The sequence below is a fragment of the Bradyrhizobium sp. B117 genome (assembly GCF_038969555.1).
Taxonomy (GTDB): domain Bacteria; phylum Pseudomonadota; class Alphaproteobacteria; order Rhizobiales; family Xanthobacteraceae; genus Bradyrhizobium.
The window spans coordinates 3,300,416-3,323,125 of the sequence record NZ_CP152414.1 but is presented as its reverse complement, the minus strand read 5'-3'; the positions used below and the strand labels follow the sequence as shown (position 1 = coordinate 3,323,125).

24 protein-coding genes and 1 pseudogene are annotated in these 22,710 nt (G+C 63.5%); 14 read left to right on the top strand and 11 right to left on the bottom strand.

Annotated elements, in window-relative coordinates; genetic code table 11:
• The first annotated feature begins 140 nt into the window (after positions 1–140).
• Positions 141–401, top strand: coding sequence for a hypothetical protein (locus AAFG16_RS16300; RefSeq protein ID WP_283085433.1), 261 nt, complete (start codon positions 141–143; stop codon positions 399–401).
• 18 nt (positions 402–419) lie between these two features.
• Here AAFG16_RS16300 and AAFG16_RS16295 read toward each other — a convergent pair whose 3' ends face one another.
• Together AAFG16_RS16295 and AAFG16_RS16290 are read right to left on the bottom strand one after the other, a co-directional pair.
• Positions 420–3,164, bottom strand: a complete 2,745-nt coding sequence (locus tag AAFG16_RS16295) for an EAL domain-containing protein (RefSeq protein ID WP_342739791.1) — start codon at positions 3,162–3,164, stop codon at positions 420–422.
• A gap of 58 nt (positions 3,165–3,222) precedes the next feature.
• Positions 3,223–4,473 carry a FecR family protein gene (locus AAFG16_RS16290; protein ID WP_342739790.1) on the bottom strand — a complete coding sequence of 417 codons (1,251 nt, stop codon included), beginning with the start codon at positions 4,471–4,473 and terminating at the stop codon, positions 3,223–3,225.
• Between the two features lie 129 nt (positions 4,474–4,602).
• On the opposite strand from AAFG16_RS16290, the gene AAFG16_RS16285 reads away from it, so the two are divergent.
• The 4 genes from AAFG16_RS16285 to AAFG16_RS16270 all read left to right on the top strand — a co-directional run bounded on the left by AAFG16_RS16285 (position 4,603) and on the right by AAFG16_RS16270 (position 7,971).
• Positions 4,603–6,399: a POTRA domain-containing protein gene (locus tag AAFG16_RS16285; protein WP_342739789.1), complete on the top strand. Its 1,797-nt coding sequence runs from the start codon at positions 4,603–4,605 to the stop codon at positions 6,397–6,399.
• Between the two features lie 151 nt (positions 6,400–6,550).
• Positions 6,551–7,381, top strand: a complete 831-nt coding sequence (locus tag AAFG16_RS16280; protein ID WP_342739788.1) for an alpha/beta fold hydrolase — start codon at positions 6,551–6,553, stop codon at positions 7,379–7,381.
• Between the two features lie 78 nt (positions 7,382–7,459).
• Entirely contained in the window at positions 7,460–7,621 is a 162-nt protein-coding gene (locus tag AAFG16_RS16275; protein WP_342739787.1) for a hypothetical protein, read from the top strand.
• A 32-nt stretch (positions 7,622–7,653) separates the two neighbouring features.
• Complete coding sequence (locus AAFG16_RS16270; protein WP_342739786.1) at positions 7,654–7,971, top strand: cytochrome c; 318 nt, start codon at positions 7,654–7,656, stop codon at positions 7,969–7,971.
• A gap of 195 nt (positions 7,972–8,166) precedes the next feature.
• Here AAFG16_RS16270 and AAFG16_RS16265 read toward each other — a convergent pair whose 3' ends face one another.
• From AAFG16_RS16265 to AAFG16_RS16255, 3 genes are all read right to left on the bottom strand, one after another.
• Positions 8,167–8,508 (bottom strand): phasin, encoded by a 342-nt coding sequence (locus tag AAFG16_RS16265; RefSeq protein ID WP_270161867.1) that lies wholly within the window; start codon positions 8,506–8,508, stop codon positions 8,167–8,169.
• A 142-nt stretch (positions 8,509–8,650) separates the two neighbouring features.
• Positions 8,651–8,836, bottom strand: coding sequence for a hypothetical protein (locus tag AAFG16_RS16260; protein ID WP_007612798.1), 186 nt, complete (start codon positions 8,834–8,836; stop codon positions 8,651–8,653).
• 387 nt (positions 8,837–9,223) lie between these two features.
• Positions 9,224–9,688 carry a hypothetical protein gene (locus AAFG16_RS16255; protein WP_342739785.1) on the bottom strand — a complete coding sequence of 155 codons (465 nt, stop codon included), beginning with the start codon at positions 9,686–9,688 and terminating at the stop codon, positions 9,224–9,226.
• Between the two features lie 196 nt (positions 9,689–9,884).
• On the opposite strand from AAFG16_RS16255, the gene AAFG16_RS16250 reads away from it, so the two are divergent.
• The gene (locus AAFG16_RS16250; protein ID WP_027562450.1) at positions 9,885–10,241 is read left to right on the top strand and encodes a hypothetical protein; all 357 of its coding nucleotides are present in this window, start codon (positions 9,885–9,887) and stop codon (positions 10,239–10,241) included.
• Between the two features lie 47 nt (positions 10,242–10,288).
• Here AAFG16_RS16250 and AAFG16_RS16245 read toward each other — a convergent pair whose 3' ends face one another.
• Together AAFG16_RS16245 and AAFG16_RS16240 are read right to left on the bottom strand one after the other, a co-directional pair.
• The gene (locus tag AAFG16_RS16245; protein ID WP_342739784.1) at positions 10,289–10,864 is read right to left on the bottom strand and encodes a hypothetical protein; all 576 of its coding nucleotides are present in this window, start codon (positions 10,862–10,864) and stop codon (positions 10,289–10,291) included.
• A 50-nt stretch (positions 10,865–10,914) separates the two neighbouring features.
• Positions 10,915–11,448, bottom strand: coding sequence for a GcrA family cell cycle regulator (locus AAFG16_RS16240; RefSeq protein ID WP_342739783.1), 534 nt, complete (start codon positions 11,446–11,448; stop codon positions 10,915–10,917).
• Positions 11,449–11,613: 165 nt separating this feature from the next.
• Here AAFG16_RS16240 and AAFG16_RS16235 point away from each other — a divergent pair, with 165 nt between their 5' ends.
• Entirely contained in the window at positions 11,614–12,222 is a 609-nt protein-coding gene (locus AAFG16_RS16235) for a S24 family peptidase (RefSeq protein WP_235544863.1), read from the top strand.
• A gap of 106 nt (positions 12,223–12,328) precedes the next feature.
• Positions 12,329–12,603, top strand: a pseudogene (locus tag AAFG16_RS16230) (hypothetical protein).
• A 39-nt stretch (positions 12,604–12,642) separates the two neighbouring features.
• Here AAFG16_RS16230 and AAFG16_RS16225 read toward each other — a convergent pair.
• Entirely contained in the window at positions 12,643–13,617 is a 975-nt protein-coding gene (locus AAFG16_RS16225; RefSeq protein ID WP_342739782.1) for a quinone oxidoreductase, read from the bottom strand.
• Positions 13,618–13,841: 224 nt separating this feature from the next.
• Between AAFG16_RS16225 and AAFG16_RS16220 the strand changes: the two genes are divergently transcribed.
• The 3 genes from AAFG16_RS16220 to AAFG16_RS16210 all read left to right on the top strand — a co-directional run bounded on the left by AAFG16_RS16220 (position 13,842) and on the right by AAFG16_RS16210 (position 16,515).
• Positions 13,842–14,042 (top strand): hypothetical protein, encoded by a 201-nt coding sequence (locus AAFG16_RS16220; protein WP_057749711.1) that lies wholly within the window; start codon positions 13,842–13,844, stop codon positions 14,040–14,042.
• A 140-nt stretch (positions 14,043–14,182) separates the two neighbouring features.
• Positions 14,183–15,130 (top strand): MoxR family ATPase, encoded by a 948-nt coding sequence (locus tag AAFG16_RS16215; protein WP_342739781.1) that lies wholly within the window; start codon positions 14,183–14,185, stop codon positions 15,128–15,130.
• Between the two features lie 5 nt (positions 15,131–15,135).
• Complete coding sequence (locus AAFG16_RS16210) at positions 15,136–16,515, top strand: VWA domain-containing protein (RefSeq protein WP_342739780.1); 1,380 nt, start codon at positions 15,136–15,138, stop codon at positions 16,513–16,515.
• Between the two features lie 21 nt (positions 16,516–16,536).
• Here the strand turns inward: AAFG16_RS16210 and AAFG16_RS16205 are convergent, their stop codons facing one another.
• Positions 16,537–16,719, bottom strand: coding sequence for a hypothetical protein (locus AAFG16_RS16205; protein ID WP_342739779.1), 183 nt, complete (start codon positions 16,717–16,719; stop codon positions 16,537–16,539).
• 352 nt (positions 16,720–17,071) lie between these two features.
• Between AAFG16_RS16205 and AAFG16_RS16200 the strand changes: the two genes are divergently transcribed.
• From AAFG16_RS16200 to AAFG16_RS16190, 3 genes are all read left to right on the top strand, one after another.
• Positions 17,072–17,290: a hypothetical protein gene (locus AAFG16_RS16200; protein WP_283085419.1), complete on the top strand. Its 219-nt coding sequence runs from the start codon at positions 17,072–17,074 to the stop codon at positions 17,288–17,290.
• Between the two features lie 146 nt (positions 17,291–17,436).
• Positions 17,437–18,450, top strand: coding sequence for a formamidase (locus AAFG16_RS16195; protein WP_342739778.1), 1,014 nt, complete (start codon positions 17,437–17,439; stop codon positions 18,448–18,450).
• Positions 18,451–18,538: 88 nt separating this feature from the next.
• On the top strand, positions 18,539–19,858 hold the full coding sequence (locus AAFG16_RS16190) for a dicarboxylate/amino acid:cation symporter (RefSeq protein ID WP_342739777.1): 1,320 nt from the start codon (positions 18,539–18,541) through the stop codon (positions 19,856–19,858).
• 12 nt (positions 19,859–19,870) lie between these two features.
• Here AAFG16_RS16190 and AAFG16_RS16185 read toward each other — a convergent pair whose 3' ends face one another.
• Both AAFG16_RS16185 and AAFG16_RS16180 read right to left on the bottom strand, forming a co-directional pair.
• Positions 19,871–21,244, bottom strand: a complete 1,374-nt coding sequence (locus AAFG16_RS16185) for a hypothetical protein (RefSeq protein ID WP_342739776.1) — start codon at positions 21,242–21,244, stop codon at positions 19,871–19,873.
• Positions 21,245–21,347: 103 nt separating this feature from the next.
• Entirely contained in the window at positions 21,348–22,622 is a 1,275-nt protein-coding gene (locus tag AAFG16_RS16180) for an allantoate amidohydrolase (protein ID WP_342739775.1), read from the bottom strand.
• Between the last annotated feature and the right edge of the window lie 88 nt (positions 22,623–22,710).

Genomic DNA, 22,710 nt, shown 5'->3' with positions numbered 1-22,710 from the left:
AAGGCCGGCACCCGCCGTTCAAAACGGCGCCTGTCGCGGATAGCCAAAGGTCTTCGGGCCCGCTGTTCCAAAACAAGCGCACGCGCGGATAGCCAAAGGTGCCGGTCTCAATCTTTCCGTCAGGTTCGGAGGTCGCGCGCTTGAGCACGGAAATACCGCAGCCCAATCCTCAGCCCGGCATGGCCGAACGCGCCATCGACGCCGCAACCGACGTCTCCCAAACCATCGGCGAGGTCGCGGGAGGCTTGCGCGCAGCGGTCGACCGTCTCACCTATGCAATCGATGAGGCGCGAAAGCCCGGACGACCACTCGCGACTGTCGCGGCGATCACGCGCGAAGCGCCCTTGGCCAGTCTGTTCGTCGCCTTCCTGTTTGGTGTGGCGGTCGCCCGCCGGCGCTAGCGGCCGAGATCAAGCAATTCAGGCCGCGGTGACGACTGCGAGTGCGGCCGTGAGAAATTGTGTCTCGAACGCCGCCACAGGCATCGGACGGCCGAAAAAGTAGCCCTGCCCTTCCTTGCATCCCATGCTGACCAGGAAGTCGGCCGTGGCGCGGTTCTCGATGCCTTCGGCCATGACCGTCAGACCGAGCTGCTTGCTGAGGCCAATCGTCGATCCGACGATCGCAGCGTCGTCGGAATCGGCGAGCAGGTCGAGCACGAACGACCGGTCGATCTTGAGGCCGTCCAGCGGGAATTTCTTCAGATAGCTCAGGCTTGCATAGCCGGTGCCGAAATCGTCGAACAGGATGCGCACGCCGAGCTGCTGGATCCGCTTGAACATGTCGAGCACGCGGGTCTCGTCATGGAGCAGGATGTCTTCGGTGACCTCGAGCTCGAGCAGCCACGGCGTGAGCCCCGTCGTTTCGAGCAGGGCCGCAACCGAATGCGCGAGATCGCCGGAGTGGAGCTGCGATGGCGACAGGTTGATCGCGACGCGCACGTTGTTGCCGGACAATTCCCAGGCGCGCGCCTGACGAGCGGCAGTCTCCATCACCCAGGTCGCGATCCGCTCGGACAGCGCCGAGGTGTTGACCACCGGCATGAACTCGCCAGGCGACACGTAGCCGCGCACGGGGTGCCGCCAGCGGATGAGCGCTTCGGCCCCGACCAGGCCGCCGTCGACCAGCCGAACCTGGGGCTGGTAGAACAGCTCGAATTCGCCGCGATCCGCGGCGAGCGCCAGTTCACTCTCCAGCGTCAGCCTGTTCTCAAGCTCCTGCCTGATCGCATTCTCGAAGATCACATGGCTGCCGCGCCGCGTCAGCTTGGCCTTGCTGAGTGCGAGATGGCCGTTGCTGAGGAGATCGTCGGCGTTGTGCCCGCCTTCCGGATAGACGGCGACGCCGACGCTGATCCGCACGCGATGCTGGCGCGTGCCCGTTGTGAGCGGCGCCTCGAACGCGCGGGCGATGCGCTCGACGAACTCCGCAATCGGCTCGCCAACATCTGCGCTTTCGCGCACGATGGCGAATTCATCGCCGCTGAGCCGGGCAACGACCGAGCCATCTCCGGCCTGCTCCTTCAGGCGATCAGCGACCGCCTGCAGCACGAGGTCGCCGGCGGAATGACCTAGCATGTCGTTGATGCGCTGGAAGCCGTCGAGCCCGATCACCAGCAGCGCGACCCCGCAGGAGCGCCGCTGCGCATCCGCAATCGAGCCGACCAGCCCGGCATGCAGCATGTTCCGGTTGGCAAGTCCCGTCAGCGCGTCGTGTTCGGCGAGATACCTGACACGTTCGGCTTCGCGCTTGCGGACCGAGATGTCGCGCAGGATGGCTCCGTACTGGAAACCGTCCGTTCCCTGCCAGCCCGAGAAGCTGGCTTCGACGGGGAACGTCTCGCCGTTCTTGCGCCGGCCCACGAACTCGACGACGACGGCGCCACCGGGCACCAGCAGCGCCTGGCGCGCAGCATCACGCATGGCGAAAGCCTTTGCGCCAGCACCCGCGGGCACCGCACAGAGCGTCTCGAACGGCTGCCCGATCATTTCGGTCGGCATGTAGCCGAAGATCGCGCTGGCGCCGGGATTCCACACCGTGATCCGGTGATCCTCGTCGGTGCAGACCAGACCGTCGCCGAGCGACATTGCGATACGATGAAAGCGGCTTTCGGCGATGCGCCCCAAGAGGCTGCGGAAATCGATCTCGTCGAGCGCGATCGCCGTCAGATAGGCGATGATCGCGATATGAAACAGCGAGGTGTCGATGATGAGCGGCCATTTTACCTGTACGAAGGCAGCGACCAGCTCGACGCCACCCCCCGCAGCAACGAGGACCGCGACGCGGACACCGGGTGCGAAGCGGCGCCACGAATACATCATCAGCAGACAGATCAGGCCCAGGCCAATGAACATGCCGACATCGGAGGTCCAGCGCAGCATGCGGTTCTGGAGGATGGATTCCGCCGCGAGCGCCTGGAGGGCGGGCCCCGAGATGATCTTGCCGTTTGGAACGCTGAACCGGTCGCCCAGCTCGAGCGCCGTGGCGCCGACGATGATCTTCTTGTCTCTCAACTTGCCCAGAGTGGCTGCGTCGCCGCGCAGCACGTCGGAATAGGAGACGGTGGGGATGGAGGACGCACGAATGCTGAAATCGATCAGGAAGGGCGGCCGCCGATTGGCGTCCTGCCCGGCCAGCACGACGGCCATCGACGGCATCTGGGATTCGCCGAGCTTCTCGCCAACCGGATAACGGCGGACGAGCCCGTCGGATTCAATCGCGACATTGACGACGGCCGGCCACGACTGGTTGCTGAACAGCTTCAGAGGGCGATTGATGTGAGCCGTGCCGCCATTCGGCGACGGCTGCTTGAAGGACGGCAGGATCGTCGAACCGCCGACCTCGCGAAGCGCCGTGAGGAAGGCCGCGTCCGAGGCCGGATCCGACGGCGTGCTGAAATCGACGTCGAAGGCGACGTCCTGCGCGCCCGCCGCCTCGAGCCTGTGCAATAGCTCGGCATGGAGCCGCCGCGGCCACGGCCAGACTCCGATCTGGTCGATCGAGAGCGCGTCGATAGCCACCACGACGACGTTGCCGGTCGCCGGACGCGATTGCCAGGCGAAACGCAGATCGGTGAGCGCATTGCGAAGCGCGCCATGCCATCCCGTGGACAGCACGACCGCAAGCGCGATCACGACCAGAATATGCGGCCGATAACGTTTCACCCGATCCACCTACACACCCGCTTCAGCGAGTGCGCCCCCTCACCCCTTGGAATTCGCGTCAGTGTCGGCCGTTGCCGTGGCCGTTACTGCCGTTACCGCCGCCATTCCCGTTGCCGTTACCGTTATTGCCCTTGCCGTTCCCGGTGGCACCACTGTTGCCGTTACCGTTTCCGTTGTTGCCGTTATTCCCGTTACCGTTGTTGCCGCCGTTTCCAATGCCGTTGTTGCCGTTCTTGCCTGACGCATCGCTGGTCGACCCAGCGCTGGCCGCAACAGTCGTCGTCGCACTTGCCGACGAAGAGGTGGCACTGGCCGCAGCTGCGCTGCTGCTCGTGGTAGCGGCCGTCACGGTCGAGCTGTTCGCGGCCGTTGTCGTCGTGCTCGCCTTGCTATCGCTCCAGACCGTCGCGGTATTGGTGCTGGCGTTCGCGTTGCGCACCTGTCCGGGAGCAGTCGCGCCGTGAGCAAGCCCGTTTGTGACCTTGTGGACGTTCAGCTTGACCTCGCCGAGCGAGCTCGAGATGCGCACGACGCCGGCTTTGGGCGCGTGAGCTCCGCTCGCCTGGTGCGATTGCTTCGGCGCGCCGGCTGCCTTCGCTCCCTTGTCGATCGGACCAAGCGCATGGATCGCATGGCCGTTGGCCGCATTGCGCGGCGCCGACAGGCCAGACTTCGGCACGGGGACGCGCTCGATCGTCGATGCGCGCGGCTTGCCCTGCTCGATCGGATTGAAGGTCCCAGCACCGCCCAGACTGAGGCCGGGCTTGCCGTGCTCGAAGGCGGTTGCCGATTGTCCCGGCATGACCTGGGCGATCTGTCCCGTCTTGAAGTCGGAGACTTCGACCTGGCCGCGCCGCACGCCGACTTTGGTGCTGCCCGCTCCGACGGTGACGCTGAACTGCGTTCCCTTGACGACGGCGGCGAGATAGGGCGTCTCGACCTCGAAATGCTTGACGTTACGCTTCTCGACCTCGAGCAGGATCGAGCCTGCCTGCTGGATGATGGTCGTTGAAAGCCCCTCCTTCTTCTCGGCCGGCAGGCCGACCACCGAGTTCGGAGAGATCAGAATGGTTTCTTCACCGCGCACGAGCAGCACGCGTCCGTTGCGGCCGGTGCGAATGGTGTCGCCCGGCTTGAGCGTGCCGTCCTGATTCAGCGACACGGGCTGCGCACCATCGGTGGCGAGCCAGACCTCGCCCGAGGACTTGCTGACCGACCAGACACCGTCGTCCGCGGCGTGCGCAGCAGAAGCCATTCCCAGGATCAGCGCAGCCACGAAGGCGCACCGCATTCCAACTCCGCCGAGCATGATGATCCTCAGTCCCCGTTGCGGGCGGACCCCGAGGTATCCGAAATCACTCAACATAGAATTAGCGCGAAGCAGCCGGTCGGCAGGTGCCATTAACGATTCATTGACCATAAAAACCTATGAAAAATCATGCAGCTAGCGAACCTTTACCGCCTCATGGGAATTTCTCCGTTGAACTACGGAGAGCGGTTAGACGCACAGGTTGCAAGGCGGCATACCCTCACCGCGTTGGCGCTCGCAGCACCAATTTTCACGGGCGTTCCGCAGGCTTTCGCGCAGCAGGCGAACCAGCCCGGCTTCGATCCGCGACAGCCGGAGAAATACTTTGAAAACCAATCCGAGCAGGAATCGCTGAGGCATCCGGCGGTCAGGTTGCCGACGGTCGGCCAGCCCAACACCGGCGGCGACACCAGGCCGCAATTCGTCCTGCGCGGAGTGAACGTCAGCGGCGCCCATGCCATTTCCGGCGATCGCATCGCTGCGGTCTATCAACCCTATCTCGGCAAGAAGGTCTCGCAGGCCGACCTCGCCGCGATCGCAGGCGCGATCAGCGATCTCTACCGCGCCGCCGGCTTCCACTTAAGCCGCGCGATCGTGCCGCCGCAGGACATCGCCGACGGCCGTGTCCGCGTCCAGGTGATCGAAGGCGCCATCGTGGAGGCCGAGCTGAAAGGCGACGGCGCCGAGCAGTTCGGCGTGCGGCCGATGCTCGCTCCGGTTCTGGCCGAGCAGCCGTCATGCCTCGCAACGCTCGAACGCCAGCTCTTCCTGATCAACGGCAGGCCGGGCGTCCGGATCACCGATACCGCACTCGAGGAGATTGGCGGTGCAACCGGCCGCTTTCGTCTCACGGTCTATGTGAAGACCTGGCACGTTTTCACGTCGTTCGGACTGGACAATCTCGGCTCGTCCTCAGTCGGTCCCTGGCAGACCTACGCGACCGGCGCGTTCAATTCCTATCTCACGCCCGGCGACACGCTGGCGGTCAACCTGTCGACCATTGCCAACGATCCGCGCGAGCTCGGCTTTGCGCGCCTCTCCTATGACGCGCCTGTTGGCGTGGATGGCGTGCGTCTCGGCGCGTCGGTCCTGTACAGCGCGGTGCGGCCGGGCGACGCCCGCCGCCTCGACAGCGACATCACCACGACCGAGGCTTTCGAGCTGCGTGCCAGCATCGTGCCGTTGCAGTCGCAATCCTCAACGCTGACGCTGACAGCGGCGACGACCTTCAGCAACGTCTCCGAGCATGATCTCTATGGCCCGTGGTACAACGACCACATCAGGACCGCGAGCCTGACCGCCGACTACCGGCTGCAGGATCGCCTCGGCGGCACCAATTTCGCGACGATGACCTACCGCCAGGGCCTCGACATCTTCGGCGCCTCGCATTTCGACGACGATCTGCTGTCGCGTGACGGTGCGTCCTCGAACTTCTCCCTGCTGAACTTCTGGTTCACGCGATACCAGACGCTGAACGACGCCTGGTCGCTCAAGCTCTCGGCGGCCAGCCAGATCGCATCGCGGCCGCTGTTCACCTCGCAGCAATTCTATCTCGGCGGCGCGGCCTTCGGCCGAGGCTACGGCGCAGCCGAGATCAGCGGCGACAACGGTCTTGCCGGCTCGCTCGAAGTGCGCTTCGACCAGAAGCTGAACTTCCGCTACTGGAGCGGCTATCAACTCTACGCCTTTGGCGACGCCGGCGCAGTCTGGAACGACGGCTACCGTCTGAGCGACGGCCTCTCGCTGACATCGGCCGGCGCCGGCGTGCGGTTCTTCCTGCCGGACGATTTCCTGGCCGATCTCGGCGTGGCCGTCCCCCTGAGCTACCGGGCGCCGGACAACGAGCGCCGGAGCCCGCGCTTCCTGTTCACCCTGTCGAGCGCGTTCCGGCTCTGCCCCGAGCGCGGCAAGGGCAGCTGCCTCTAGCCGCGCGGCCTCGAGCGCTTGCCTTGATGCGGCCTTTTTGCGGCGCTTCTCACAGACTTGCCTAAATTTAATCCCGTAACCTGCTCACGATCGCTCGATCCGGGAGTTCCCAATGACCACGTTTCAGCCGAAAGTGATTTGAGACGGGACCATGAAAAGGGTGTTTGCAATCCTGGCGTTCCTTTGCGTCCTCGGCGTCGGCCAGTATTTCGTGGTCAGCCGGTTCGCGATCCGCCATGAGACTTTGTCCTTGTTCGACGCCACCCGCCAGCGGCCGATCTCGGTCGAGATCGCCGTGCGGCGCGATTACGAGAACAAGGCCAATCTCGGCCTCTGGAAGCTCCCGCTTGCCATCATCAGCAACGGCAACACCGTCAAGGCCACCGAATATTCTTTCCTTGCCAACGTGCTCGCCGCGCGCGGCTACCTCGTTGCCAGCATCCAGCAGGACCTGCCGAGCGATCCGCCGCTGATGACCTATGTCGGCCAGCAATATGTCGGCCGGCGCGAGGTCTATATGCGCTGCGAGACCAACATCCTCTTCACGCTGGGCGAGCTGAAGCGGCGGCAGGAGAACGTCGATTACGACCACGTCACCCTCGTCGGGCATTCCAACGGCGGCGACGTCTCCATGTATGTCGCCCATCAGCATCCGGAGCTGGTGTCGAAGGTGATCACGCTCGACAATTTGCGGGTGCCTTTCGTGGTCAGCGACAATTTGAAGATTCTGTCGTTCCGCTCCAAGGATCCGCACTTCCAGACCGATCCCGGCGTGCTGCCGACGCCGGAAGAGGCGAAGGCGCGCGGCATCGACATCGTCCATACCGGCGCACAGCACACTGAGATGAGCGATCGCGGCCCCGACGCGGTCAAGGAGAAGATCCAGGCAACGCTCGACCGCTTCCTGCGCGACAGCGCCAGCAGCGCGCTGGCCCCGGCCGACACGAGAAGCCCGATGATCATGAACCCCGGCGATTACTAGCCGGAAATCCTTTGCGGCAGATCAAGGCCGACCCCGGCCGGCCGCGCTAGGAAGGGCCTCACCATCCCGGAGAGGCACGTGTCGCACGCCATCGAAAGCCTTGATACGAAAAGCTTGGGTCTGCCCGCGACACGGACGCCGGCATTCGCGCGGCATCTCTATCGTTCCGCCCGCAAGCTGCTGCGATCGATCATCGCCCGCATCGATCTGTCGCAATTTCCGGGATCGTGCTGCGGCTGAGCACGGCCGCAAGCCATGCATGGGGGTACTGGGTGAGCCAGCATTTGAGACGAAGCTGTCTGATGGTTGTCGTGGCCTCGAGCCTCGGTGCGTCCTCTGCCCTCGCCGCCGACGCCGGTCACGGCGCCGACCTCGCCAAACGCTGGTGTGCGAGCTGCCACCTCGTGGGGAACGGGCAGGCCCAGGCGAGCGCCGACGTCCCCTCTTTTGCGTCGGTTGCGCGCAGGCCGGACTTCAGTCCAGAGAGGCTCGCCTTCTTCCTCCTTGACCCGCATCCAAAGATGCCGAACTTCCCCTTGAGCAGGACCGAGGCCGGCGACATCGCGGCCTATATCGGATCACTGCGCTAGCGGCACACTGCGCAAGCGCGACACATCCCACGAACTGCAAATCCCTGCCGGAGGACCGACAGGGATCAGCAGAAAGGATGACGGACGGCGAATGGATCCATTCGGTGGCCCATCATGGACCTGCACCAGCATCGAAATGCGGATCGCCGCGTCAGGCAAGACCAATTTGTGGGCACGCCCTGCACGAGCAGAGAATCAGGATTTGCCCTTGCCCGGTTGCATGAAGCTGCCGGTCATCTGGCGCATGTGATCTCCGGCGCTGGTGAACTGGCTGCGCAGGAAATCGGACTGGATTCGCATCGCTTCCTGCAAGTCGGTGGCATGGACGAGCTTGCGTGCATGCTCGAACGCCGACTTCATGTTCTGCTCGGTGAAAGCGAGCGCTTGCTTGGAGACCTCGGTGCCCGCTCCGGGAACCGTGGTCATTGACTTGGTAGCGGCTTCGAAAAACATGCCGAAGGCCTTTTCGGCCTGGTCAATCGTCTTCTCGGCCAGGTCGCGCAGTTCGGCCGGAACTTCGAGCTTCGGTTCGATCATGGTCGCACTCCTCCCTTTTTCTTAACTGATTACCACACTTGCCCGATCGGCTGCCAGCGGCCAGCCCCCGGACAAACGTCGCCCCGCGGTCCGGCTCCAGGAGGAAACGAAGGAACAGGCGTAAGGCCGGCGCGGCCAGGACTCAGGACAGGGGGTGTTCGGGGAGGGTTTCTTCGGTCGCGAGGTCTTCGACGAGCTTGATGACCTCGAAGCGCTGTCGAGGCGCGAGCTTCAAAAACGCGCGGAGCAGGCGCAGGCTTTCGACGGTGCCGCTGGCAGGGGCGCCGAGCTTGAGGTGCAGTTCAGCCGCGAAATTGAGGTTTTTCATCTCGCACCTATGACAAGCATCGGCATTCGTGTTCCGATAGAAGCCCAACTCCAGAACCGAACGCCGTGACCGGACGTCACGGTGACGATCAGTTCGCGTCCGGGTGGCCCCGGCAGGGTAACACGCTGAACGACGTGTCCGAACGGACGGGCCCAACCGAGTAGGTTGCAATTATGCCAAGGAACAACCGTTCCGGCAAGCCCAACCATCGGCCTAGCGATGCTTCGTCCGCATCTGACCACGGCAATTCCGGATAACAGGAATATCTGCGGTCGTCACCCACCTGCGTCAAGAAGCAGCATCAATCACGCACACGGCCTCAACCGCTGTCAATCGGCACAGCGTTTCACGGTGTGTCCGATGTGAACGGCGATTGGCGAGGTCAGATTAAAGTTTCTTCAGAGTATACACGTAATTGTTGAGTCCGACCTCGGCGGTTGTATCGTCGACGAAATGAACGTCGATCTCGCAGCCGGTCTCCAGCGTCCTGATCCGTGCGCCGGTGAAGCCGAGCGAGGCGGCGAGCGCCTTGGGATCGGCTTTCTTGTCGGCGTGCTGCATCTCGTCGAATGCTCCCTGGAAGATCATGTCGGGAGCGTAATCCGTCACCTTGTACTGCGGCTTCGCACAGGCAAAGGGACGTGGCCCCGATATCTCTCTCGCCTTGAAGACCACTGCCTTGCCCATCAGCCGCGTCCGCTCGGTATCGTCGGGCTTGCGGTGTGGATCGGCCCATGGCGCGACCGTCGCGGTCGTGAACGTCCAGCTACCCACGTAGAAGGGATCGGCGGCCGCAGCCGGGAGTGCCATGCCCAGCGGCGCCAGGAAGCAAACGATGGCGGTGATTTTCATCTGACGGTCCCTCAAGCTCTCGGGCTTGGACTCGTCTTCTGGCATCGAGGTTCATCGCTGCGGATATGTTTCCGCCCGTGAACCGCCATTCAAGATCGAGCGACAAAGCGGTTGCGAAACGGCCACGCAGATCACGGGCGCCATGGCCGACGGACTCAATCGTTTAGGGCGCGCCTCAGCACCAAAGGACGACGGCATGCTTTCTCGCTGCGATCTCATCAAGGGCGCCGCGGTCGCGCTTTTCACCCTCTCGATACAAGGCGCATGGGCGCAGGAGACCAGGATGAATCTGTTCAAGATCGTCACTATCAAGGACGAAATCGTCATCGGATTGTCGGCGGAGGAGCTGCAGGCGCTCGGCGGCAATGACGCGAGCGCGGTTGCGCACGCGTTGGCGCAAAAGGGCGACCTCACCGTCTGGCAATACAACGTGCATCGCGGCCCGAGCGGCGAATTGCAGCAGGCGCCGACCGCCAAGATCGGGCTTCTGGCCAACGCCTCGCTCCGCGTCGAGCCCTATACGACACCTTACCAGATCGTGCCGCACCCGTAAGCGGCGGACCGGTACGCCTACGGCCGAAGGCCGCAGGCGTGCCGTCATCATTCGCGGCGGTCTGCACGCTTCGTTCCCGCTTCCGTCGCAAAGCCATAGATCAGCGCCAGCCGGTCCAGGCATTCGCGAAAGCGGCGTGCAAAATAGTCGTTCCAGCGCTGCGTACGGACAGCGCGACGCTCTCCGATCTGGTCCATGGTCAGGCCCAGCACCAGCACGTCGTGCACCAACGCCGCGCCGTCGGTGCCGAGCTCGCGCTCGATCCGGTTCAGCCGCAGCACCGCCTGGCGCTGGCTCTCGGTGAGGGGCTCGCGCGTGCTTGTGCCATCGACGTATTCGCGCGTCGTATCCACCGCCTGCGGCCCCCGCTCCGCCCTCTCCCAATCGTTCTGAAAGGCGCGTCCACCGCGGTATTGCGCCTCGTCGATCTGATGGTGCGAATGCAACCGGCCGAGCGGATCGCTGCGGACCGAGCGGATGGCCATGATCTTCTCGCCGGGATCGAGCGCCAATGGATTGTCGACCTCGACCTCGGCCACGTCGGCATTGAACGGCATCTCGCGCGAGCGCCGGTCATAGATCCCGGTCAATTTGTAGGATTTGTTGCGTCGGGCACGTGCCACTCGGATACTCCTTGCAGGATTGACGATTGGACAGGCGGGTGGCCGACGCCTCAGGCGGCGAAAACCAGCCTCAGCACGACGGGACCGGCTGAACGGACGGGCGCAACTCCGGACCGGCGCGTCAGCCGCGCATGCGGCGTGCAATAGCTGGAGCCTGGCTGGCGCGGATGTCCGCAGAAGGTGATCTCCTCCCCGTCCCTGTCGCCGCCATAGGGATAGCGGCAATCGCCGGCTGCGAGTTCGGCGAACGAGATCAGCCGCGGCTGGACGCCGACGCAGCGCAGCTTCACCTGTGCGGCAGACTTCATCGCGGATTTCGGCGGCAGCATCAGGTTCGGCAATGCCGGGCGATGTGCCGAAAGCAGACAGGTCTCGCTTGGCAAGGACGGCACGATCGGCGGGCTGGTCACCCGTGCCACCCCGACAAGTCCGAGCCGCTTGACCCGGCCCGCCACGGCATTGCGCGTGTAAGCCGTTCCAAACCTTGCGTTAATCTCTCTCCCGATCTCCGCATAGGATAGTCCTTTGAGAAAATAGTCGCGAAGCGCGTCGGAGTGCTCCGACGGCCAATGACCCGGTTCCATGCTGCTGTCCTGTGATGCGCCTTTTCCGGTCGCACGACCGGAGGCGAGACGCACATTCCGGTATTCCGAAGCGAGAGTCAAGCAATAATTCTGATATTCATAATTGCATTTATTCCGAATTCCGGACTACAAGAGGACAGTCGATGGGCAATCGAGGGAATCACCATGTTGGACGTTGCGATGATCGAGCGGGGCCTGGAAAAGACGGGCAAGAGCAAGGGTGGCCTGGCGGCGGCGATGGGCGTGCGGCCCGGCGCGGTATCGGAGATCCTCGGCGGCGAGCGCCTGGTGAAGGCCTCCGAAATCATTCCGATCATGGAATATCTCGAGCTGAACCTCGCGCCGATCATGGGACGCGTCGGGGCCGGCGCGGTGATCGAGCCGGACTACGAACAGGTTCCGCCCGACGGGCTCGGCGACATCGCGCTGCCCTTCCCCATCATGGAAGAGACGATCGCATTCGAGATCGTGGGCGATTCGATGCTGCCCAAATACGAGAGCGGTGATGTGATCGTGGTCTACAAGGATCAGCGTCATCCGCTGTCGAGCTTCTATGGCGAAGAGGCCGTGGTCCGGCTGAAGACCGGGGAGCGCTATTTGAAGACCATCGAGCGGGGCAAATCCCCTTCCGTCGTCAATCTCACCAGCTTCAATGCCAAGCCGATCGTCGGCGTGAAGCTCGACTGGGTCGGGGAAATCTGCCTCTCCATGCCCAAGGGCCAACTCGAGCGGCTGCGTGCCAAATCGGCCCGTCCCCGCAAGAAAGGCAAGTAGGGGCGATCGAGTGATTTCCGATTTTTGGAAATCGCACTTGACTTAATTCCGTTTTTCGGAAATAATCTGCCGCGCTTCCGACGAAGGGGCGCGGCAGGATCGTTTTATGCAGTATTTCGTCGTGATGATCGACTACGGACGACGCGGCCGCGAGGCGATCGTCGACCCCGAAATCACGCGGCGCGAAGTCATCTCGCGCATCGTCTCGGGTGAATACCGGAACATCTCGTTCATTCACGAGATCGCGGAGAACTCGGTCGATGACGTCACCAAGGCCATTCTGACCGAGGCCGCCCTCCCCCAGATCGCGCCCGAAGATATCGATCTCCAGCAATCCGGCTCGATCACGCCCACGACCTGCGCAAGCACGAGCGGACGTGACGCAGGGATAGCGAGCCTGCGCCAACGCCCAACGGGAGATCACACGGTCAGCACGGTCGATCCAGTGGTCTTGCGCGCGGCGAGATCGGCGTGCGCCTTGGCCGCGTCCTTCAACGGATAGGTCTGGTGCACCTCGATCTTGACCGCGCCGGACTTCACGACGTCGAACAGCTCGTTCGCCATCGCCACGAGGTTCTCGCGCTTGGCGGCGTAGGTGAACAGCGTTGGCCGGGTGACGTAGAGCGAGCCCTTCTGGGCCAGCAGACCGAGATTGAGCGGCTCGACCGCACCGGAAGACTGACCGAACAGCGCGACGACGCCGAGCGGCGCGAGACAGTCCAGCGACTTCAGGAACGTGTCCTTGCCTACGGAATCGTACACCACCGGCACCTTCTTGCCGCCGGTGATCTCGTCGACGCGCTTCACGAAATCCTCGCGCGTATAGATGATCACATGGTCACAGCCATGCGCCTTGGCGAGCTTCGCCTTCTCGTCATTGCTGACGGTGCCGATCACGGTCGCGCCGAGATGCTTGGCCCATTGGCTCAGGATCAGCCCGACGCCTCCGGCGGCGGCATGGAGCAGGATCGTGTCGCCCGCCTTCACCCGATAGGTCTGCCGGATCAGGTATTGCGTCGTCAGCCCCTTCAGCATCATTGCCGCCGCGGTCTTGTCGTCGACGCCGTCGGGCAGCTTCAACAAGCGGTCAGCAGGGATCAGCCGGGCTTCCGAATATGCGCCGAGCGGCGAGGCGCCATAGGCGACACGATCACCCGGCTTCAAATCGGTGACACCGAGTCCGACTTCCTCGACCACGCCGGCCGCCTCGCTGCCGAGCCCGCTCGGCAATTGCGCGGGATAGAGACCCGAACGGTTGTAGATGTCGACGAAGTTGAGACCGACCGCGGTGTGGCGAATGCGCGCTTCGCCCGGTCCAGGCTTGCCGACGCTGACCTCCTCCCAGACCAGGACTTCCGGACCGCCGGTCTTGTGAAAGCGAATGGCATGCGTCATGGGCGTTGCTCCCTTATCGTTGAGGTGAAGTCCGAAAACCGGATCGGCCTGTGAAATAGGCATTTAGTCCGCCCGTTACAGTACAGAGCCGTAACAAGAATGTCACAGCGAACCACAAACGTCGGCCGTTCCGCCTCTGTTCGAAAGAGTTGATGACGGCCTTCAGGCAACCGGCAGTAGCTTTTGCGCGGGGTTTGATGGGTCGCCTGCGAAGGAGAGCCGAGATGCCAGCTTATGTACAGCATCATCAGGATATCGAAATCGCGCCTGTGATTTGCCCGACGTGCATGGGGTTCCTGCCGATGTATGTCCGCGAGGTCGAGCCGCATTGGAGCCTTGCCAAGATCGACTTCGTTTATGAATGCGCCGATTGCGGCGCCGAGGTCAGACAAACCATCCGCAAGCCGGAGCTGTTGCGGCACTGATCGAGCAAACGGCGCAAGTATTTGCGTTTCGCGGAAAAAACGCCGTTCACGCGGATCTGATGTCTCCCAAACGAGGCTTGTTCTTTGCCGGGAACGCAGGCAGAACAAGCCTCAAATAGGACCTTTGGGAGCGCCATTTCGTGGCTGATCAGAAGGCCTCGACGTCGATCGAGGCAGTGGAGAGCGGCCTCGCCGCGCAGGGTTATATCGCGAGCCGGCAGATCGCGACCGCCGTCTATTTGTCGCAACAGATCGAGAAGCCGATCCTGGTCGAGGGCCCCGCGGGCGTCGGCAAGACCGAGCTTGCCAAGTCGATTGCCGCCTGGCGCGGCATGAAGATGATCCGCCTGCAATGCTACGAAGGCCTCGACGAGGCCAAGGCGCTCTACGAGTGGAAATACGCCAAGCAGCTGCTCTACACGCAGATCCTCAAGGACAAGCTCGGCGAAGTGCTCGGCGGCGCGCAAACGTTGCATGCCGCGCTCGACCAGCTCCACGATTTCGGCGACGTGTTCTTCTCCAAGGAATTCGTCGAGCCGCGCCCCCTGCTCCAGGCGCTGGAGCAGCCGGGCGGCTGCGTGCTGCTGATCGACGAGATCGACAAGTCGGACGCCGAGTTTGAGTCGCTGCTGCTGGAGATCCTCTCCGACTTCCAGGTCACGATCCCCGAGCTCGGCACCGTATCGGCGATCACGCCGCCGACGGTGATCCTCACCTCCAACAGCGAGCGCGATCTCGGCGACGCGCTGAAGCGGCGCTGCCTGCATCTGCATATCGGCTTCCCCGAGCAGCGGCTCGAGGAACGCATCGTCGAAAGCCGCGTGCCCGGCATCTCGCAGGCGCTGCGCCGGCAGATGGTCGGCTTCATCCACGAGATCCGCTCGCTCGATCTGAAGAAGCTGCCCTCTGTCAGCGAGACCATCGACTGGGCGCGCGTGCTGGTGCTGCTTCAGGCGACCGAGCTCGACACCGATATCGTCAAGGATACGCTCAACGTGCTCCTGAAGTATGAGGCCGACATCGAGGCCGCATCGCCGCAGGTGACGAGCTTCCTTGCCAAGGCGGCCCGGTCCAACGTCTTCGGTTGACGCCGATGCGCGAGAACCTCCATCGTTTCTTTCGAGCGGCACGAGGCGTCGGCGTCCACGTCTCGCCTGCCGAAAGCATCGATGCGATGCGCGCGGTGTCGCAGGTCGGCTTTTCCGACCGCGCGATCCTGCGCGACGCGCTGCTGCTGACGCTTGCCAAATCGCAGGACGAGAAGCTGGCGCTCGGCGATTGCTTTGATCTGTTCTTCAGCCAGCCGGAGCCGCGGCAGGATCAGCCTGAGGCCGACGACAACGACAACGCCTCACAGGATTCGGATCAGTCGCCCTCGTCCGGCTCGGCTGGCGAGTCCGGCGAAGAACAGCCTCCGCAAGGATTAAGTCCGCTCGCGCAGATGCTGCTGTCGCAGGACCGCAACGCGATCCAAGCTGCCATCGCCAGCGCTTCCGGGGCAGCCTCGCTGTCCGATATCCGCTACTCCACCCAGCGCGGCATCTTCTCCAGCCGTATCCTCGACGCCATGGGCCTCCAGCGCCTGCGCGACGATCTCGACGAGCTGACTACGACGAATCCGTCGCTGGCCGAGCGTCTTCGTGCCGCGCTCGACGGCTTGCGCGAGGCGGTGCGCGACACGGTTTCGCAAGGCCTTGCACTCTATGCCCGCGAGGAGGCCGAAAACCTCCGCAACGAGATCCTGCGCAACGCGCCGCTCGCCCGCATCGAGCGGCGCCAGGTCGCGGAGATGCGCGCACTTATTCGCCAGATCGCGCGCCGCCTGCGCGAGCGCTATTCGAAGCCGCGCAAGCGCCAGCGCCGCGGCCATCTCGACGTCCGCCGCACGCTCCGCCGCAACGCCGCCTGGGGCGGCGTGCCGTTCCTCACCGCATGGAAGCGCAAGCATCGCGACCGACCGAAGATCGTTGCGCTCTGCGACGTTTCCGGCTCGGTCGCGCAGGTCTCCGACTTCTTCCTGCTGCTGATCCATTCGCTGCACGACGTCGTGGACGACGTCCGCTCCTTCGCTTTCTCCTCGCACTTGATCGAGGTCAGCGAGATCCTGGAAAAGAAATCGCCGGAAGAAGCGATGGCTGAGATCATGTCCAAGGTCGGCTTCGGCTCGTCCGACTACGGCTCTTCGCTGGTCGACTTCGAGCACGATTTCATGAGCACGCTGACACCGCAGACCACGGTGATCGTGCTGGGCGACGCCCGCAGCAACAATCTCGATCCGCGCGCCGACATCCTGCGCCGCATCTCCGAACGCTCGAAGCGGCTGGTCTGGCTCAATCCGGAAGGAAGGCTCGCCTGGGGCTTTGGCGATTCAGAGATGCCGCGTTACGCGACCTTTTGCACGGTCGTGCGTCAATGCGCCACCGCGCAGCAGCTCGAGCGCGCGGTGTCCGATATCGTGGCGACTTATCAGTAAGCCGCGAAGGCGCGGCACAAATCAGCCTCGCGCAAGCTCCGCGTGAGAGGCATTGCACTCTCGGAAGTGATAGGCGATTTCGTCGAGCGCGCGCTGCTCCCATTCCTGGGCTTGCGCGAGCCAGAAAATCCGACGCTCCGAATCGAGCGCGGCACGTTCCCGGCACAGGGATTCTTGACTGCGAATTGCCACCAGCCTGTTCATGCACTCCACCTCCTGCCGTGTGAAGCCATTCCCTACGAATCAAGCTAACAGAGTCTCGAACCCGTCGTCTCGTAATTTCTGTGCATATTGCGACGCAGAATGGGACAGCAGCATTTCCCGTGCAGCGCGGTAGCTTGCGGCGCAACATCAAGTCCGGATCATCAATATGTGATCGCGTTGAAGGACGATATGTGCACCCGCGCGATCTTAACTTTTGTGGCGCAACGAAGTGCCGCAATTCGTGAAGAGAAGTTCTAAACACTTTACCGAATTCCCGACTCATTGTCGTCGCACGGTCTTCATGCAGCGCCGCTAACAGGGGCGCGCGAACGGTACTATCGCTTGAGGCAACATGAACGATTTCGACTTCGATCTTTCACCCGACCAGTGGGAAGCGCTGAAGGCGCTTCGCAACCCGGTGTCGAACGGTCGCCTCTCCAAGGCGTATGTCGTCGGAAGCCTGGTCGAGCTCGGCCTCGTTGTCGTCGATGGCGGCGTGCCTGCGATGACGCCTACAGGACGCAAGGTGCTTGTGCGCGGATCGTGCCGGCTGCTGGATCTCGTCGCGTGAAGCGGCTGCCTGCGTGCAGCGGAACTGCGCGAACGCCTGAAATATAATCTTTTGCTCCCTGCCAAAATCGGATTTGCTTTCCATCACGGGATCGCGCGCAACGACGTCGTGCGAAGGCGGCGACGAAGCCGATGAGGGAGCTGACCATGAACGGACTGGGCGGGCTGAACAAATCGCCTGAGGGCGTGGTCATCGGGCTGGTGCAGTTGCAGCTGCCAACCGTCGTGACCAGGGCCGATCTGGCCAAGCAGACCGAGCGCATCGTCTGGATGGTCGGCAAAGCGCGCCGCAATCTCTCCACCATGGATCTGGTGGTCTTCCCCGAATATTCGCTGCACGGCCTTTCGATGGATACCAATCCCGAGATCATGTGCCGTCTCGACGGCCCCGAGGTTGCGGCCTTCAAGCAGGCCTGCCTCGACAACCAGATCTGGGGCTGCTTCTCCATCATGGAGTTCAATCCACACGGTAATCCCTATAATTCGGGTCTGATCATCGACGACCACGGCGAGATCAAGCTCTACTACCGAAAACTTCATCCCTGGATTCCGGTCGAGCCGTGGGAGCCCGGGGATATCGGCATTCCCGTCATCGAGGGGCCAAGAGGCGCGAAGATTGCGCTTATCATCTGCCACGACGGCATGTTCCCGGAGATGGCGCGGGAATGCGCCTACAAGGGCGCGGAGATCATGATCCGCACCGCCGGCTACACCGCGCCGATCCGCGAGGCCTGGCGCTTCACCAACCAGGCCAATTCGTTCCAGAACCTCATGGTTACGGCGAACGTCTGCATGTGCGGCTCCGACGGCTCGTTCGATTCCATGGGCGAAGGCATGATCGTCAATTTCGACGGCACCGTGCTGGCGCACGGCACCACCGGCCGCGCCGACGAGATCATCACCGCCGAGGTGCGGCCCGATCTCGTGCGCGAGGCCCGCATCAATTGGGGTGTGGAGAACAACATCTACCAGCTCTGGCACCGCGGCTACGTCGCGGTGAAGGGCGGCGCGATGGACTGCCCCTACACCTTCATGCAGGACATGGTCGCCGGCACATTCCGCCTGCCGTGGGAAGACCAGGTCAAGATCACCGACGGCACCTCCTGCGGTTTCCCGGCACCGGCGCGGATATTCGGCAAAACGGCGAAAGCGGCAGAATAGACCGCCTTCACTGGCGTCCCGCGACATTCTGGCACGGTTGTTGCTCCTTTTTGACGTCCAAGACGCGTCAAACCGGGGGAGTTTCAACATGTCGACCATCACCGCGGCACCCACCGCCGAACCGAAGCCGCTCTACACCTCGCTGTTCGTCCAGGTCCTGGCCGCGCTGGTGCTCGGCGTCATCCTGGGGATGGCCGCCCCGGACTTCGCCGTCAGCCTCAAGATCCTCAGCGACGCCTTCCTGAAGCTGATCTCGATGATCGTGGCACCGATCGTGTTCTGCGTCGTCGTGCACGGCATCGCTGGTGCCGGCGACCTCAAGAAGGTCGGCCGGGTCGGCGTCAAGGCGCTGGTCTATTTCGAGGTCATGACGACCGTCGCCCTCGTGGTCGGGCTGCTGCTCGCTTACATCTTCGGCCCCGGCCACGGCATGAACATCGATCCCTCGACGCTCGACGCCAAGGCGCTCAACACCTATGCCGACAACGCGCACAAGCTGTCCGGCGGCGGCATCGGCGCCTTCCTGATGAACGTGATCCCGACCACCTCCTTCGATGCGCTGTCGCGCAACGACGTGCTCCAGGTCCTGTTCTTCGCCGTGCTGTTCGGCGTCGGCCTCGCACTGGTCGGCGGCGAGAAGGGCGCGCTCGTCACCTCCATCATCGATGCGGCTTCCACCGTGCTGTTCCGCGTGATGGGCCTGATCGTCCGCGTCGCCCCGCTTGGCGTGCTCGGCGCGGTCGCCTACACGGTCGGCAAATACGGCGTCGGCTCGCTCAAGCAGCTCGTCTCCCTGGTGATGCTGTTCTACGTCTCGGTCAGCATCTTCGTGCTCGGCGTGCTCGGCGGCGTCATGGCGCTCGCGGGACTCAACATTCTCAAGTTCCTGGCCTACCTGCGCGAAGAACTCACCATCGTGCTCGCGACCGCCTCATCCGACGCGGTGCTGCCGCAGATCATGAAGAAGCTGGAGCGCATGGGCGTGAAGGATTCCGTCGTCGGTCTCGTCATCCCGACCGGCTATTCCTTCAACCTCGACGCCTTCTCGATCTACCTGACGCTCGCAGTCGTCTTCATCGCGCAGGCGACCAACACACCGCTGTCGTTCGGCGATCTTCTCCTGGTGCTCGGCGTTTCCCTGATCACCTCGAAAGGCGCTCACGGCGTGCCTGGTTCGGCCATCGTGATCCTTGCCGCGACGCTGAACGCGGTGCCGAGCATTCCTGCGATCGGCCTCGTGCTGGTGCTGTCGGTCGACTGGTTCATCGGCATGGCCCGCGCGCTCGGCAACCTCGTCGGCAATTGCGTGGCGACGGTCGTCGTGGCCGCCTGGGAAGGCGACCTCGACCGCGCCAAGGCGGCCAAGGTGCTCGAGGGCGGCGAGCTTGTGGACGTGACCGCGGGATAGCGCCCTTGAGGCTCAGTCATTCCACTGGAGGAGCGGCGTTCCATACGCCCTCCTCCAGACCGACAGGAAGCGCGGAAACCAGGAATGCGCCACCGCGCCCTTGTAGGCCCAGGTGCGGTACTTCAGACCCTGCTCCGAGATCAGCTCCTGATAGCCGCCGTGGACCTCGGTCGCGGTGCGAATGTCCTTCAATATCCCTTGCGCGCAGGCGCGGTAGGTATCGCTTCCTGAGAATTCATCGAAGTCCAGCATGCGATCGGCGAACTCGACGTTGAACGTCGGCCAGGACGAGCGTCCCTGGTAGGCGGGTGCCGCGATCTTGTGGATCATCTTGTTGCGCGGATTATCCGCCGACACCAGGAAGTGAAACGTGCTGGGGATGCGAAACCGCGGCTCGGCGATGATCAGATCGGTCGTCGCCGCGAACAGCGCGCGCTCGCTCGCATCGTTCATATTCCAGAAGCCGCGATGCACGCTGACGAAATCCAGCGCGACCTGAGACACCGGCGTGCCCGCCGGGCTGTCGAGGGAATGCCTGATATAGCCGTCCTTGCCGAACAGATGCAGCAGGCCGCTCTTGTACGCTGCGAGATCGCGCCCGAGCACCCGCTTCAGCTCGTTCTCCTCAACGATGCCGAGCTGCGCGCCCCACACGAATGTCGTGTGAACGCAGGCATTGGTGACGAAACGCCGTCGCTCGGCGCGTGTGTCGGTTGCCGCAGAGCGCGGCCCGCTGGCGTCGCAGAGCAAATATCTGGTGCCGCCGGCGTCGAACGGTTCGAGCTCGCTCGCAAGCTTCAGGATTGCGCGCTTCAAATCGCTACCGTATTCGGCCAACAGCAAGCGGCCGGCATGGGCGCATTGCGACATCGCAAGATAGGACGATGCCCTCTCCTCCGCGGAGATCATCTGCCGGAGACCGGCGAGAACACCAAGCAGCGTATCCGAGGGGCGCGAGAAGTAGTTCACGCCGAGGTAGCGGCCGCGTCCCGCCGGAACGATGGTCGTCGTAACGACGTCGGCGCGAACCGCTTCGAGCAGCAGACGAACGCTCTTTTCGAGCAGGCGCGCCCGGCGCACCGCGTCCTGCGCATCCATGATGGTCTCCGGATCGAGGACATCAGGATAGAACCAGGCGAAGTCGCGCGGGTAATAGGCCGATGCGTGCGGCGCGCCGGTGACGAGAAAGGCCTCGGTCACCGAAAAGGCGCTGTCCATCGAGTGCCGGAAGAGGTCCTCGATGGCCGACAACGAATGGGGCGATTGTCTCAGGAATCGATCACCGAGAAAATTGACCGCCTGAAGGGCATTGGCGACGAAGGTCGCAGCCATGCCCTGGTAAAACCGGTTCTCCCGATGTGACGCAAAGGAAATATCGCTGTTCATCTGTGCAGGTCGGTGATGTCTCGAGATCCCGGTGACGGCGGTCACCCATTTTACACATGTCTGATTCGTGTCTCTACCCGGTGACTTGCGGGCTTCATGACGGTCAGCTCGCGCCGGCGTGATCCTGGCGCGGCCTGAAATGCTCGATCACCCTGAGCAGCACCCGCGCGCCGGCATCGGCGTCGGCAAGCTCGACATGCTCGTCCGGATGATGGCTGATGCCGCCACGGCAGCGGACGAAGATCATGCCGACGTCAGCGATGTCGATCATCGCCATGCCGTCGTGCCCGGCCCCGCTCGGCAGCTCGAACACGGCAAGGCCTTCCGTGGCGATCGCCTGCGCGATCTGGTCCTTCAGCCATGGCGCGCAAGGCGCGGTGCGGTTCTCGTGGGTGACGTCGAGCTGAAGCGTCAATTGCCGGCGCTTTGCGATCGCCTCGATCTGCCTGACGACATCGGCCACCGCGCGCTTGCGATGCATGTCGGTCGGCGCACGCATGTCGATGGTGAAGGACACCTCACCCGGAATGACGTTGGTGGCGCCGGGCCGCGCCTGGATGTAGCCGACGGTGCCGACCAGCCCGCTCTCGTCGGTTCGGCAGAACTCTTCGATCGCGCCGATACATTCGGCCGCGCCCGTGAGTGCGTCGCGACGCAGCGCCATCGGCACCGTACCGGCGTGGCCTGCCATGCCGATCAGCCGCGCCGCAAGCCGTGTCGCGCCTGCGATTGCCGTGACCACACCGACGGGCAGGTTCTGCGCTTCCAGCACCGGCCCCTGCTCGATGTGCAATTCGAGGTAGGCGAGCAGCTCGCGCCGCGTCCGCGCCGCCTTGCCGATGTGCTCCGGATCGAGCCTGAACTGAACCAGCGCATCGCGCATCGAGATGCCATCGCGGTCGCGTGTGTTCAAAACGCTCTCGTCAAAAGTGCCGGCCACCGCACGGCTGCCGAGCAGCGTGGAGGCAAAGCGCACCCCTTCTTCATCGGCGAATCCAACCACCTCGATCGCAAACGGCAGCCGCTTGCCACGACGGTTGAGGTCGGCGACGCAGGCGATCGCCGTGATGACGCCGAGAGGGCCGTCCCATTTGCCAGCATCGCGTACGGTGTCATAGTGCGAGCCGAGCATCAGGCAGGGCGCGCCCGGCCGCGCGCCTTCGTAGCGGCCGCAGACATTGCCGATCGCATCGAGATGCGCGCTCATGCCGGCGTCGCGCATCCAGCTCAGGATGAGATCCGCGGCCTTGCGCAGCTCCTTGCTGAGATAGATGCGGGTGAGCTTGTCGCCGTCTTCCGAGATCGCGGCGAGCTCGTTGATGCGGCGGACGATCTCATTTCCGAGCGATGCGTCTTGAGCAGCGGTAGCAGCACCCATCTCGGTCGAGCTTTCCATCCTGAAGACCGCACGCGGCGATCGTGACAACAATCGATACAAGTTCGGTGCCAGCGAAAATCGCTCGGCC